Source organism: Providencia rettgeri, assembly GCF_023205015.1.
GTDB lineage: Bacteria > Pseudomonadota > Gammaproteobacteria > Enterobacterales > Enterobacteriaceae > Providencia > Providencia rettgeri_E.
This window is the reverse complement of record NZ_CP096258.1, coordinates 1719940-1733001: the sequence shown is the minus strand read 5'-3', so window position 1 is coordinate 1733001 and position 13062 is coordinate 1719940. Positions and strand designations below refer to the sequence as shown.

The following is a 13062-nucleotide window of genomic DNA, read 5'->3' as shown; positions in this document are numbered from 1 at the left end:
CGAAAAAGCCCGTCATTAAAAATGACGGGCTTTAGAAAATCAGTTAAGCAATTAGCTTAGATAGCAGTTACGTTAGCAGCTGCTGGGCCTTTTGCACCGTTTTCAATGGTGAATTCAACTTGCTGACCTTCAGCCAGAGTTTTGAAACCATTGCCCTGAATGGCAGAGAAGTGGACGAAAACGTCTTTGCTACCATCAGCTGGAGTGATGAAACCGAAGCCTTTAGACTCGTTGAACCACTTAACTTGACCTTTCATTTTGTCGGACATTTGACTTTTCCTATATAACATCAAAAAAACTTGCCTTTTGGCATATACGGGCCAGAGTCAACTATTTAATCAGGGAAACACCAAGATGCAGCGTCACGGTCAAAGGCTATCTGTGATAACTTTCTTCTTTAGAACACACTAACTCAGTAATCATACATCAAATAGGACTGCTAAACAGGCCGACACTCATTAACTCATGACTTAAAGATAATAGCAACTATTTTATACGAGCAAACCTGAAAAATATGCCGTTTTTTCGATTACATCACTTTTATCGACTATAACGTTAACAAAATCGTTGCATTTAGTTGATAGTTTAAAGAAAACTTTAATCTAAAAAAGCAGCCGCCACCAAATGTCAGTGAGAACTATCTGATACAATGACAATCTGTGTAAATATTTTTTTTAACTGATATATAACAATCTTAATTGCTCGTGATACCCTCCTAGTATAGATATCTGACAGAGAGTTATACACATGGATATTATCAAACAAATACTCGTCGAAGATTTGGCTACCATCAATAAACGCGAAAACCGTGATGGGAAACCTTATTTTAATAGCCAATTTCTCGCCAACCACCCTTATTTATGTATTGGCATGGTTGCGGCTTATGTCCCCCTGGCCATAATTCTTTGGTATGCCCCTTATTTTGGCCCTTATTGGGCTCTAGGTATCACCATTCTTTTTATTGTATTAGCAAGTGTACTACTTTTTGACATCAAACCTGTTTATCACTTTGAAGATATTGGCGTCTTAGATTTACGTGTCTGTTATAACGGAGAATGGTTTGTCACTGAGCCCGTTTCTGATAACGCAATAAGCAAAATTATTGATTCACAAGATGTAAGCCCAGCTATCAAACAAGAAATATCGCGTTTAATTGCTTTAAAGGGGATGATTTCATTTTATGACATCTATCACGTCGCTTATCCTGAAGTTTCTACGCAATTACCAGGCGCACTTGCGGCTCAAAATTAATTCAATATCAATTAACTAGAGCAAAACTTCATCATAATGTGCAGTGAATGAGCAGTTAGATGTTTTTTCTGTTTTTATGATTGACAGCCTGAGATGATATCGTTAATATTCGCCTCGTTCTCAGGAACAAGTAATTCCTCCATAGTTCAGTCGGTAGAACGGCGGACTGTTAATCCGTATGTCGCTGGTTCAAGTCCAGCTGGAGGAGCCAAATTTTAAAAGCCCGCTTAATGCGGGCTTTTTGCTATCTGCTTGATATATCTCTCACTAATGTATCATTCATCTCTACTGTGAATAATCCCCCTCCCTAATCCATATGTCATGCATTAGGATAGATAATCACCAAATCGATTACTTAACACTCACTTGGCTATTTTTTTCATTTTTATACTTTACAACAGTGAACAGGATGGGTAATATGCGCCTCGTTCTCAGGAACAAAGCAATTCCTCCATAGTTCAGTCGGTAGAACGGCGGACTGTTAATCCGTATGTCGCTGGTTCAAGTCCAGCTGGAGGAGCCAAATTTTAAAAGCCCGCTTAATGCGGGCTTTTTGCTCTCTAGCTGAAAGTTACTCTTCTTAGCATTACTTTATTTACGGCAAATACAAGTGTTCCCACCATAAAATAAATGCCTATTCTTTCTCTAAAAAAAACTGTTTGATCGTCTGGCGTAACCATTGATGCGCAGGGTCCCTATCCAATCTTGGATGCCATGCCTGCACAATAAATATCGATTCCAACTCTAAAGGAAGTTCAATTTCAACTAATGGCAAATTCACACTCTTGACCCCTTGTAGCACATGACGAGGAAGCGGCAAAATATAATCAGAATTCATTGTTAGCATCATGGCTGAATGAAAGCTAGGTAAGGTTAATACAACATTACGCTGTAATTGAAGATCCCGTAATGCGTCATCAATTGGCCCTAACGTTCGCCCTCTCCGTGATACGCTAATATGCGGGTAATGGGTTAAACTTTCAGGCGTCACCTGCCCGATAATCGGATGCTCAGGGCGAACTAACGCCTGAAAAGTGCTGGTAAATAAGCTCTGAGCTTTAATTTCAGGGTGCCAATCTCGAGAAGAACCGATAACCAAGTCTACCTTACCACTACGCAAAGAATCATCTTCTGTATCACTTTCTGCAATAAAAACTAAACGGCTTTGTGGTGCCAGCTCCCTCAGTTTTTCTAATAACCCGCCACCTAAAGCACCAATGAAAATATCATTCGCACGAATAACAAATGTTCTTTCTAATGTTTTTGGATTGAATAACTCGTCAGGATCTATTAGCGCTTCCGCTTGAGCAATAATATGGCTAAGTTGTTCTTTTAGTTCTAATGCTCTCGGCGTGGGTACTAATTTACGCCCCGCCCTGACTAGGATCGGGTCATTAAATTGCTCACGAATTCTCCCTAAAATTCGGCTCATGGCAGGAGCGCTCAGGTTCATTTTTTCGGCTGCTCCTCCTACACTTCCCTCTTCCAACAATAAATTCAACGCATAAATCAAATTGAAATCAATTTTTTGTGGCATTTACCCTCCTCGCCCCTTAGCAGTCCTCCTTATTAGTGGATTGCGTTTTATGCAATAGTTTAATTACATCATTTCATTTTAAACAATTAAATAAAGTTTAGATACTACTGCTGAAAAATGACAGAACAAATTTTTAAATAGCAGGAGTTTGAAATGGTTGATGCGTCTATCACACAACCCAAAAAAAACAAATGGATAGCCAGCGCGAACGAGATCAGTGGTCGCACATGGATGGGGCTATTTGGTGTTTTTTTAGCGGTAATGGCGAGTGGCGTGGGAGAAAACGCCAGTAAATTCGCTCTAGGCGATATTCAGGGCGCAATGGCATTAAATATCGATACTGGAAGTTGGCTAATCACTTGTTATGTAACCGGTTTTGTAATTGGCTCGGGATTTACACCTTGCTTTTGGCCGACGTTCTCACTACGTCGTGTCGCACTTGTTATGTGTTCTATTTATCTGATTGGTGGGTTAATTACACCATGGCTTGGAAACCATTATGCCCTTCTATTGACAATACGTAGTTTACAGGGCTTTGCTGGCGGTGCTCTCCCCCCGATGTTAATGACGGTAGTGCTGCGTTTTATGCCTCCACTTATTAAAGTTTTAGGTTTAGGGGCTTATGGTTGGGTTTCTGCGTGGAGTGCGACTTTTGGTGTCACTGCAGCCGCTTTTGCCTTTCACTGGGGGTGGAGTGGATATTTTTATTGGAATTTACCACTCATGGCGATAGCCACCATCTGTATTGGCTTTGGTTTGCCACAAGACCCTTTACGTTTAGAACGACTCAAACAGTTTAACTGGCGAGGTTTACTTCTCGGTGGAAGTGCACTTGCCATGCTCACCGTAGGGATTTCCCAAGGAGAGCGCCTTGATTGGTTAAATTCATCATTAATTTATGTTTTATTAATTGGTGGCCTTGGCCTATTAGCCCTGTTTTTGATAAACGAGTGGTATCACCCATTACCCTTTTTCAATTTACAATTACTTGGCAAACGAAACTTGTCATTCTCATTAATCACCCTTGGTGGTGTATTATTGATTATGGTTTCTTTGGTGAATATTACCTCTGGCTATTTATCGGCTATTCAAGGGTATCGCTTAGAACAAACCTCAGACATGATGCTATGGGTATCACTCCCACAGCTCATTACGCTCCCTATCGTTGCCATTATTTGTAATACCCCAAAAGTTGATTGCCGTTGGGTGCTCGCCATGAGTTTGCTTTTGATGGCGACCGCTTGTGTTCTCGCATCGCAGCTAACCCCTGATTGGAATGGCGATAATTTTAGATTGATTTCCCTCTTACAAGCCGTAGCCCAACCCATGGCCGTCATTCCGCTATTGATGATGGCAACTGGTGGATTATTACCTACTGATGGCCCCTTTGCTGCGGCTTGGTTTAATGCCGTTAAAGGGTTTGCAGCAACGGCTGCTGGGGGAGCAATCGCCCTGTTTAGCCGCCAGCGTGGCGATTTCCATTCGGGCGTGATTGCTGACAGCTACGGCAGTACTTATCGCGATACTGCTACAAACTCTATTGGCGAGCTCACTAAACTCGCCTCAAGCCAAGGACATGTTTTAGCTAGCTCTGACCTGTATTTGCTGGTTTCTGGTTTAGCACTGTTATTAACCGGGCTGATTTTAGTGATGCCAACTCGTATTTACCCACCGCGGTCTGTTGCCGCTGTTTAGTTATTGATTATCAGGAAATTAGAATGAGTAAGATCAAATTAAAAATTAATAAAAATGTCGCTCTGGCTATCACCGCTATTGCTGTTTTGATGGGAGGGTTATTAATTAATAAGTTCGCGATTAAAAAAAACGCTCAAAATACCAATGATGCTTATATCCGTGCAGATATCTCACGTATTTCACCACAAATTTCAGGCGTAGTGACCGAAGTCCTTGTACAAGATAACCAATGGGTCAAAGAAGGTGAATTATTAGCCGTCATTGACCCTAGAGAATTCACTGTTGCACTTTCTCAAGCCGCTGCACAAGAGCAATCTGCTCGCGCACGTCAAGATGACGCAAAAGCCAATTTAACTCGTCAGCAAGCCTTGATCGCTGCCGCAGAAGCCCAACTACAATCTGCTAAAGCTGAACTGCAATTTGCGCACCAAGAAAAAATTCGCTACCACAAAATGGCCAATACCGGTGCTGGTTCACAACAAGCTGCGCAACAAGCAACGACACGCGTGCAAACAATGACGGCAAGTGTTGCACAAGCCGAAGCATCATTAAAAGCCGCCCAAAATATGTTACAAATTTTAGAAGCAAAACAGGCCGATAGCAATGCTGAGTTGACGTTGGCCCAAGCTAAAAAAGCGATGGCCGAGCTTAACCTCTCCTATACCCGTATTACTGCACCTATTAGTGGTGTCATTGGTAAAAAAAGTTTGCGTGTCGGTGAGTTTGTCAAGCCAGGTGATGCTTTAATGGCCATTGTTCCCCAAAACAAGCTCTACATCATCGCGAATTATCAAGAAACTCAATTGGAAAATATTACTCACGGCCAAGTCGTTGATATCAGTATCGATACCTTCCCAGGGCAAATATTGAAAGGTTATGTCGATAGTATTGCGCCGGCGTCTGGTGTGAGTTTCTCCCCCATTGCTCCGGAAAATGCGACAGGTAATTTTACTAAAATTGTACAGCGCATACCTGTAAAGATTATTTTTGATAACAACACCGACCATGCTGCGATGATGAATGCGCTGCGAGTGGGCATGTCCGCAGATGTCACCATTAATACACGGGATGGGAGCCACTGATGAACAAAACTGGGCTCCACACAAAACTCAGCGACTTTGCCCACCGAATGGTGGGTTGTTTTAAATTTATCAATGAACGAATGATCCCCAAAACCTCACTGTTTGCCAAAGGGTATTGGAAGAAAGGGGAATCTAACTTTAAGAGCGCTATTTAGGTCGCTTATTAGGAAATAATCATGATTAATAATGTATTGTTAGCGGTCGACAGCTTTGAAAATAGCAGTAATGCCCTTAGCTTTATGCAACGTATGGCTGGCTGTGTCAGCAATGTGATTGTATTAACTGTTATTGATAATTCCTTTGCACTAAGTCGTACTGGATTAACTAAAGAGAGTGATGAGTGGAATGAATACCCTGCCGCGCAAAAAGAAGAAGCTTTGGCAGAAAAACAGGTAAAAGAAGTCACAGCCGCCTTAAACAACATGGGGTTTAAAGCCGAAGGGCTACTCGCGGCGGGTACACCGATCAATACCATCCCAAAAAAAATGGAAAAGTATAATTGCGAGTTATTAATTATTTCTCATCGTCATATTTCTTCACTTGGGCGCTGGCTTAATACCTCGGTGACTCGTAGTTTACTCGACGATATCACCCAACCCGTTCTCGTCATTCCACTGTAGATATTTCTGGTAAATGATATCCAGCTATTACCCAGTGGTTAACTGCGGTTAGCCACTAAAATCACAATAATATACAGCCCATCAACACAGATTTATGGCACGCTTTTCGTTAATATATCGCTTTGATTTATCACCACCAGCCTATTTTCGATCAAACTTACGACAGTTCGTGCAGATAACAGGCAAACAAACGTTTTTTTCGTTATTCTCCTTTGACAATACAATAAGAGAAAGCTAATATCCTCTGCGTACCAAGGAGTTCCTCCATAGTTCAGTCGGTAGAACGGCGGACTGTTAATCCGTATGTCGCTGGTTCGAGTCCAGCTGGAGGAGCCAAAATTTAGAGAAACCTGCTTAAGGAAACTTGAGCAGGTTTTTTGCTATTAACGACCTGAATAAATAACTTATTTACGCCATTTGCGCGATCAGCCTCTGAAATACGCTATAATCGCGATTTCTCATAGCTATTTTTTCACTTTACCTTTATCATTCTATTCCGGCTTGAGCACTCGCTCATCATTCACTCTTCCCTTATGGAGCCGGTTTAATGACAACTGTAACTACCCTAACGATCCGCCGCCCTGATGATTGGCATGTTCATTTTCGCGATGATGATATGTTAAAAACGGTCGTTCCCTATACCAGTGAATTTTTTGGCCGTGCAATTGTCATGCCGAATTTAGTTCCGCCAATCACAACGATTGAAGCCGCAAAAGCATACCGGGAGCGCATTCTAAACGCGGTTCCTAAGGGGCACCAATTTACCCCTTTAATGACCTGCTACCTTACGGATAGCACAAATCCTACTGAAGTCATTCGTGGCTTTAACGAAGACGTGTTTACCGCCTGTAAGCTCTACCCGGCTAATGCAACAACTAATTCTAGCCATGGCGTATCCGATATTAAAAAGATTTACCCGGTATTAGCGGCAATGGAAGAGGCAGGAATGCCACTGCTTATTCATGGTGAAATCACTGCAAGCCATATCGATATCTTTGACCGAGAAGCATTGTTTATTGAACAAGTTATGTTGCCACTACGGGCACAGTTTCCAAAATTGAAAATTGTTCTTGAACACATAACAACCAAAGAAGCGGCTCAATATGTCCAAGAAGCCAATGAATTTACAGCTGCAACTTTAACACCTCAACATTTAATGTTTAATCGTAACCACATGTTAGTTGGTGGCATCAGACCGCATTTATTTTGTTTACCTATTTTGAAGCGTAATGTGCACCAAGAAGCACTACGCACAGCTGTTGCTTCGGGGTGTGGCCGTTTCTTTCTTGGTACCGATACTGCACCGCACATACAGTCACGTAAAGAGTCCTCCTGCGGTTGTGCAGGGGTCTTTAACGCCCCCACGGCATTAGCGGCTTACGCAAGTGTTTTTGAAGAGCTTGGGGCTTTGGCCCATTTCGAAGCTTTTTGTTCATTAAATGGTCCTAAATTCTATAATTTACCTGTGAATGAAGGCACCATCACGCTAACTAAAGAACAAAATATCATTTGTGAATCTATTGACTGCTGTAATGATAAGTTAGTTCCTTTCTTAGCCGGGGAAGATGCTCGCTGGACAATCTCTCTAGGTCAGTAGTGAACACGCCAATGGGAAGTTCAAGATGCTTCCCATTCTGTTTTTTCAACCCTTGTTATCTGTTTTATGCATTTTCTGCTATATAAGCAAAAAAAATGTTTTATTTGCTTTCTTATTAGCGAAATCTCCTTATACTAAAGTGGACTCATCACGAGATCATTGCTCTTAGTCAGTTATAGATATTTATTATTTATCACGATGTTTGATTAGGAGGTTTATATGAATAAAAAAAATGATGTCATTCAAACCCACCCAGTAGTTGGCTGGGACATCAGCACTGTCGATGATTACGACGCTATGATGTTGCGTTTGCACTACCTCCCTGAACAAGATAAACACACAGGCGACGCTATTGTGGATAAAACCATGTGGCTAACAACTGATGTGGCGAAACAACTCATTCATATTCTGCAAGCTGGCGTAGATAAAATCGAGTCAGGAGAATATGTCGAGCTTGGTTTTAAAACACACTAGGGAAATAAATGGATATTAGTGTTACTAATATCCATTTATTTATATATTCATGAAGGTAATTATATATCCTTATATAATTACCTAATCAATTGATTAATAATTTGCAATTGCAAATAAGAACACTATTTATTATTTTTATTAATCCTTGGTTGACTTATCTATCAATTCCAATTTATTGTAAGATATCTTCTCGAACAAGGATGTTCCAATGCGAATATTAGTTATTGATGAATGTTATTATACACGTCTTGGCATTACAGAATACTTATCCAAAAATAAAAAGCTCGAATTTATTAGCACAGGATGTATAAAGGAAGCCATAGGTTTTATAAATACACAATTACCAAGTATTATATTGGTGAATCTAACATACTATTGTAATTACTCTAATTACTGCCCTGTCCTACAGAAGTTATTAAACAATGCGAATAATACACGGTTCTATATTTATATAAATGCCCCTTACCCACAAACAAACAACCCATTACTATTAAAGGATAATTATTTCATCCTATCAAAAAGCATTATTACTCAAACACTTGATAAAGTTATCCGAGACCATGAGCAAATCGAAAAAATCACCAAGCTTGCTAATAATATAGAATCATCCATTTTTACAATTAAAGAACAAAAAATTATTAATAACTGGATGAATGAGACCCCTAATCATATTATTTCTCGAAAGTTAGGGATCAGTAACAGTACTGTTTATTCACAAAAAAGGCATATTGCTTCTAAAGTTTTCGTCAAAAATAGAATTGAGTTATTTTTTATATATAATGTATTTAAATATTTATATTAAAAACAATCTAATTTAAATCGACTAAACAAACGTTAAAAGGCCTGACTCCGCTTTAAAAGCGAAATCAGGCCTTACTAACCGTTCAGTAACGGCATTCAACTTTATGAACTAACTTCAATCGCTGATGGTTTAAATTTATAACACTATGATTTTATATCTTTATTTTCAATAGCTATTACTTGAGGTTTCTCTTCTTCTGGAATTTCGTATTCAATATCCAGAGTTAGTAATCCACTAGTTAATCCAGCGCTTTTAATCTTCACATTTTTACCAAGGTTAAATTCAAGTGAAAACTTATTTTGCGTTATTCCTTGATGGATCCATTTCTCAGAATCATCAACTAATTCCGCTGATTGCTCACCTTGAATATACAATTTCCCACCTTTTAAGGATACATTTAAATCCTCTTCCTTATAACCTGGAACACTTACAGTTAATTGATAGCTTGTTTCATTTATTTGTTTTAAATTGTATGGATGTTCTGAAGTTAACGGCCTGTTACCTGTTAGTTGGCTAAACAAGCGATCCATTTGGTCAAATCTGTTAGAAAGTAGGCTATCGGATAATGTTGGGAATAATGAAAAAGATCTAATGTTAGACATAATTTCTCCTTCAGTATTTTAATATCAAGCTAAACATATACGACTCTGCACCATTAATTATAAACCTAGTATGGGATAATGCTTTCTCTTGGTGCAATTCTTATATAGTGTCGATAGTTCGTATTTCAAGCTCTGTTTTACATTTCTTTACAAAAATGCGTAATTTGTTGTAAACCATAAAAAACCCATGAATTTCATACGAAATACATGGGGGTATAAGTAACATGATGACATCGAATAAAATAACTGTTTATTTCAATTCATTATCTTGATCTACCCCGCCCTTAATTGCAGAGTTGTCTCATTATCGGGAATATTAATAATTAGTTATCTTTATTTAATAACCCATCAGATAAGCGGTGCCGTGATTTATTAAAGATTTTATTGCTGACTTCGCGGCCTGCACGACGTGCGCGTTGTTCTTGCTCTGGAAGTTTCATTTCTTCTGTACAAGATAGACTGCAACAACCTTCATACTTTTCTGCGCAATTAGGACATTGGATAAACAGCAAATGGCAACCATCGTTACGGCAATTTGTATGTGCATCACAAGGTGCCCCACATTGGTGACATTGTGCTAATGTGTCCTCTGTAATGCGCTCCCCCATGCGGTTGTCAAAAACAAAGTTTTTCCCTTTGAACCGTAAAGGTAGGCCTTGTTCTTTCGCCTTACGTGCGTATTCAATAATCCCACCTTCGACATGATAGACATTTTTGAAGCCGTTATGCAGCATATAGGCACTGGCTTTTTCACAACGGATCCCACCAGTACAATACATTACAACGTTTTTGTCTTTTTGTTCTTGCAGCATTTCAACCGCCATTGGCAGTTGCTCTCTAAACGTATCTGACGGTATTTCAATGGCATTATCAAAACGCCCGACTTCATACTCATAATGATTTCGCATATCAACGAAAACAGTATTTGGGTCATCAATCATCTCATTCACTTCATGAGCTTTTAGATATTGCCCCGTATTTGCAGGGTTAAATGTTTCGTCATCAATACCGTCAGCCACCACACGTTCACGGACCTTCATGCGCAGCACCCAGAACGATTTACCGTCATCATCAATGGCAATATTTAAACGTAGGTTTTCTAATGCGGGATCTGTTGCATAGATTAGTTCGCGCAATGCGTCCACATTAGATTCAGGCACACTGATTTGCGCATTAATACCCTCTTTCGCAATATAAACACGTCCAAAAACGCTTAATGCTTTAAATTGTTGATACCATTGATTACGAAATGCGTTTGGGTCTTGAATATTAAAATACTTATAAAAAGAGATTGTGGTACGGGGCTCCGTTTCAGCCAACATACGCTCTTTTAAAATTTTATTTGAAACTTGGTTGTGTAACACTGGCATGGTGTTCTCTTTTCCTTTGTAACGAGTTAATTTCTAAAGCTAAAAATCGAATGGTGTCCACGAAGTGTCCACACTTGACCATTATTAAATATTATCGCTGTTATTTTGTTAATAAAAAACCCTTTATTTGCAGGGTTATTGTGATGGAAATATTAACCAATCGTTTAGATACCATTTTCAATCATTAGCGGATATTTTTCTTTTTAGTTTTCACTTCGTTATGTTATAACATTTTTTTGATAAAACAATTTAGCTGACTGAATGATGCGATTTTTTCCTTTTTATTTTTTATTTCTGTTTATCGTTGCTCCACACGCAGCGGCACACCCTCATAGTTTTATTGAGATGCAAATTTCCCTTGAAAGTAAACAAGATAAATATTCAGGGATTAGCTATGTTTGGAAAATGGACCCAATGACATCAGCGGATATCGCATATGAATTAAAAGGCATCAAACCTGATGACCCGCGTTGGAAACAGCAAGAAGCTATTATTATGGCGAATGTGTTGATGCAGGATTATTTCACTGACTTTTATTATCAAGGAAAGAAAGTCAGCTTTAAACGTATTCCTGATAGCTATCATTTAGAAAAAGAAGGCTTTTCTTTAGTTTTTTTCTTTAGCGCTTCCTTTATGCAGCCCTTGCCTATTGCAGGTTCCCATGTAGAAATTCAAACTTACGACCCAACGTTCTACGTCAGCATGACTTACCCAAATAAACAGCAAATTCACCTGCCTTTGGATATTGCCGCAAATTGCCAGATGGAACTACAAGAAGCAAATGTCACCGACTCAATGCGCGCCTACGCTTTCTCTTTAGACAAAAGTGATAGCCCAGAAGAAGATTTGGCACTTGGCAAACAATTTGCACAACGGGTTGATATTCAATGTCCATAATGCCTTTACGTACGCAAAGACTAATAATTACTGCGCTGTTTATGGGGCTTATTACCTATGCCGCTTGGCAGCTATACACCCACTGGGGCTCATGGTTACAACTTAGCCTAGCTTGGCAAAAACAGTTAAACCAAGGGCTATCTTACCTATTACAAGAAACCACCTCTCGCCCATGGTATGCAGGCGGGTTACTGGTGGTTGCTAGTTTTGCGTATGGTTTTTTACATGCACTTGGCCCGGGACATGGCAAATTAATTATCACTACTTATATTGCCACCCAAGCGACTCATTTAAAACAGAGTGTTATCATTAGTTTATTAGCTTCGCTCTTACAAGGACTTGTTGCGATCACTTTAGTTTCCTTAGTCCTGATCCTATTCCAACTCTCTACTAAGCATCTCAACCAAGCCAGTTTATATGCAGAGCAAACCAGTTATCTATTTGTCATTTTGCTGGGTAGCTATTTATGCATCTCCGCTATACGTCGTGTCTGGCTAATACGCAAATCAAATCATTTGGCATCACTCACAATAAAAAGCATTCAGCCATTGAATTCAGCAAGTAAGGCAATAATTAAAACTTAGCCCCATAATGTCTCGCACAACTGTGACTGTGGTCATCAGCACGTTATCCAATCCCATCAATTACAATCTAGTTTTAAAAGCAAGTTATTGATTATCCTATCGATGGGGATCCGTCCTTGCTCTGGAGCAATTCTTGTCTTGCTGTTTTCTTATGTCATTGAAGTATATGCATGGGGAGTTATCGCAGCCTTAGCGATGGCAATGGGGACAGCATTAACTATTTGTTTAATTGCTCTTTTTGTTCATTTAATGCGTGATAATGCGGTTCGCGTATCACGCTTAAAAGGAAAGTCACTTTCCCCTTATTGGGCAATCACACTAAAAATTTTGGCGGGTATTTTATTCGTTTTGATGGGGGTTCTGATGCTACAAAGTATTGGCTTAGAACAATCGGTTTCCCCACTGTTGCGGTAAACCATTAAAAAAGGGAGGGCTCCCCCTCCCAGGCATTTGCCGAAGTCACGGTGCAGTAACACACCGTTTTATGCGCAATGTCAACTGCTTACTACTTATTACAACGTCCAATTTTATTGCCAACTACCAGATGGCTA

General features: G+C 39.7%; 15 protein-coding genes and 3 tRNA genes. 14 read left to right on the top strand and 4 right to left on the bottom strand.

Annotated features, from left to right (window positions below; all coding sequences use genetic code 11):
• Window positions 1-56 precede the first annotated feature (56 nt).
• On the bottom strand, window positions 57-269 hold the full coding sequence (gene cspE, locus M0M83_RS07890; RefSeq protein ID WP_004909801.1) for a transcription antiterminator/RNA stability regulator CspE: 213 nt from the start codon (window positions 267-269) through the stop codon (window positions 57-59).
• A 478-nt stretch (window positions 270-747) separates the two neighbouring features.
• On the opposite strand from cspE, the gene M0M83_RS07885 reads away from it, so the two are divergent.
• From M0M83_RS07885 to M0M83_RS07875, 3 genes are all read left to right on the top strand, one after another.
• Complete coding sequence (locus M0M83_RS07885) at window positions 748-1251, top strand: YlaC family protein (RefSeq protein WP_213914095.1); 504 nt, start codon at window positions 748-750, stop codon at window positions 1249-1251.
• 135 nt (window positions 1252-1386) lie between these two features.
• Window positions 1387-1462, top strand: a tRNA-Asn gene (locus tag M0M83_RS07880).
• A gap of 236 nt (window positions 1463-1698) precedes the next feature.
• A tRNA-Asn gene (locus M0M83_RS07875) sits at window positions 1699-1774 on the top strand.
• Between the two features lie 111 nt (window positions 1775-1885).
• On the opposite strand, the gene M0M83_RS07870 is transcribed toward M0M83_RS07875, so the two are convergent.
• Window positions 1886-2788 carry a LysR family transcriptional regulator gene (locus tag M0M83_RS07870; protein ID WP_248468137.1) on the bottom strand — a complete coding sequence of 301 codons (903 nt, stop codon included), beginning with the start codon at window positions 2786-2788 and terminating at the stop codon, window positions 1886-1888.
• A 153-nt stretch (window positions 2789-2941) separates the two neighbouring features.
• Here M0M83_RS07870 and M0M83_RS07865 point away from each other — a divergent pair, with 153 nt between their 5' ends.
• The 8 genes from M0M83_RS07865 to M0M83_RS07830 all read left to right on the top strand — a co-directional run bounded on the left by M0M83_RS07865 (window position 2942) and on the right by M0M83_RS07830 (window position 9058).
• Window positions 2942-4483 carry an MFS transporter gene (locus M0M83_RS07865; RefSeq protein ID WP_213914096.1) on the top strand — a complete coding sequence of 514 codons (1542 nt, stop codon included), beginning with the start codon at window positions 2942-2944 and terminating at the stop codon, window positions 4481-4483.
• A gap of 23 nt (window positions 4484-4506) precedes the next feature.
• Window positions 4507-5565: an HlyD family secretion protein gene (locus M0M83_RS07860; protein WP_213914097.1), complete on the top strand. Its 1059-nt coding sequence runs from the start codon at window positions 4507-4509 to the stop codon at window positions 5563-5565.
• On the top strand, window positions 5565-5720 hold the full coding sequence (locus M0M83_RS21770; RefSeq protein ID WP_248468136.1) for a siderophore-interacting protein: 156 nt from the start codon (window positions 5565-5567) through the stop codon (window positions 5718-5720). Before M0M83_RS07860 ends, M0M83_RS21770 begins: the two co-directional genes overlap by 1 nt.
• A 21-nt stretch (window positions 5721-5741) precedes the next feature.
• A complete protein-coding gene (locus M0M83_RS07850) occupies window positions 5742-6185 on the top strand; it encodes a universal stress protein (protein ID WP_213914098.1) in 444 nt (147 codons plus the stop codon).
• A 260-nt stretch (window positions 6186-6445) separates the two neighbouring features.
• A tRNA-Asn gene (locus M0M83_RS07845) sits at window positions 6446-6521 on the top strand.
• 211 nt (window positions 6522-6732) lie between these two features.
• Window positions 6733-7782, top strand: a complete 1050-nt coding sequence (gene pyrC, locus M0M83_RS07840; RefSeq protein WP_248468135.1) for a dihydroorotase — start codon at window positions 6733-6735, stop codon at window positions 7780-7782.
• A 219-nt stretch (window positions 7783-8001) separates the two neighbouring features.
• Window positions 8002-8256 (top strand): biofilm formation regulator BssS, encoded by a 255-nt coding sequence (bssS, locus tag M0M83_RS07835; protein WP_004909784.1) that lies wholly within the window; start codon window positions 8002-8004, stop codon window positions 8254-8256.
• 208 nt (window positions 8257-8464) lie between these two features.
• Window positions 8465-9058, top strand: coding sequence for a LuxR C-terminal-related transcriptional regulator (locus tag M0M83_RS07830; RefSeq protein WP_213914100.1), 594 nt, complete (start codon window positions 8465-8467; stop codon window positions 9056-9058).
• A gap of 143 nt (window positions 9059-9201) precedes the next feature.
• Here the strand turns inward: M0M83_RS07830 and M0M83_RS07825 are convergent, their stop codons facing one another.
• Together M0M83_RS07825 and M0M83_RS07820 are read right to left on the bottom strand one after the other, a co-directional pair.
• A complete protein-coding gene (locus M0M83_RS07825; protein WP_125890774.1) occupies window positions 9202-9660 on the bottom strand; it encodes an Hsp20 family protein in 459 nt (152 codons plus the stop codon).
• A gap of 323 nt (window positions 9661-9983) precedes the next feature.
• On the bottom strand, window positions 9984-11030 hold the full coding sequence (locus M0M83_RS07820) for a rhodanese-related sulfurtransferase (RefSeq protein WP_213914102.1): 1047 nt from the start codon (window positions 11028-11030) through the stop codon (window positions 9984-9986).
• A 261-nt stretch (window positions 11031-11291) separates the two neighbouring features.
• Here M0M83_RS07820 and M0M83_RS07815 point away from each other — a divergent pair, with 261 nt between their 5' ends.
• The 3 genes from M0M83_RS07815 (at window position 11292) to M0M83_RS21760 (ending at window position 12925) form a co-directional block, all read left to right on the top strand.
• On the top strand, window positions 11292-11927 hold the full coding sequence (locus M0M83_RS07815; protein ID WP_140170732.1) for a DUF1007 family protein: 636 nt from the start codon (window positions 11292-11294) through the stop codon (window positions 11925-11927).
• The gene (locus M0M83_RS21765; RefSeq protein ID WP_248468134.1) at window positions 11918-12511 is read left to right on the top strand and encodes a nickel/cobalt transporter; all 594 of its coding nucleotides are present in this window, start codon (window positions 11918-11920) and stop codon (window positions 12509-12511) included. Before M0M83_RS07815 ends, M0M83_RS21765 begins: the two co-directional genes overlap by 10 nt.
• A gap of 87 nt (window positions 12512-12598) precedes the next feature.
• A complete protein-coding gene (locus M0M83_RS21760; RefSeq protein ID WP_248468133.1) occupies window positions 12599-12925 on the top strand; it encodes a hypothetical protein in 327 nt (108 codons plus the stop codon).
• The last annotated feature ends 137 nt before the right edge of the window (window positions 12926-13062 follow it).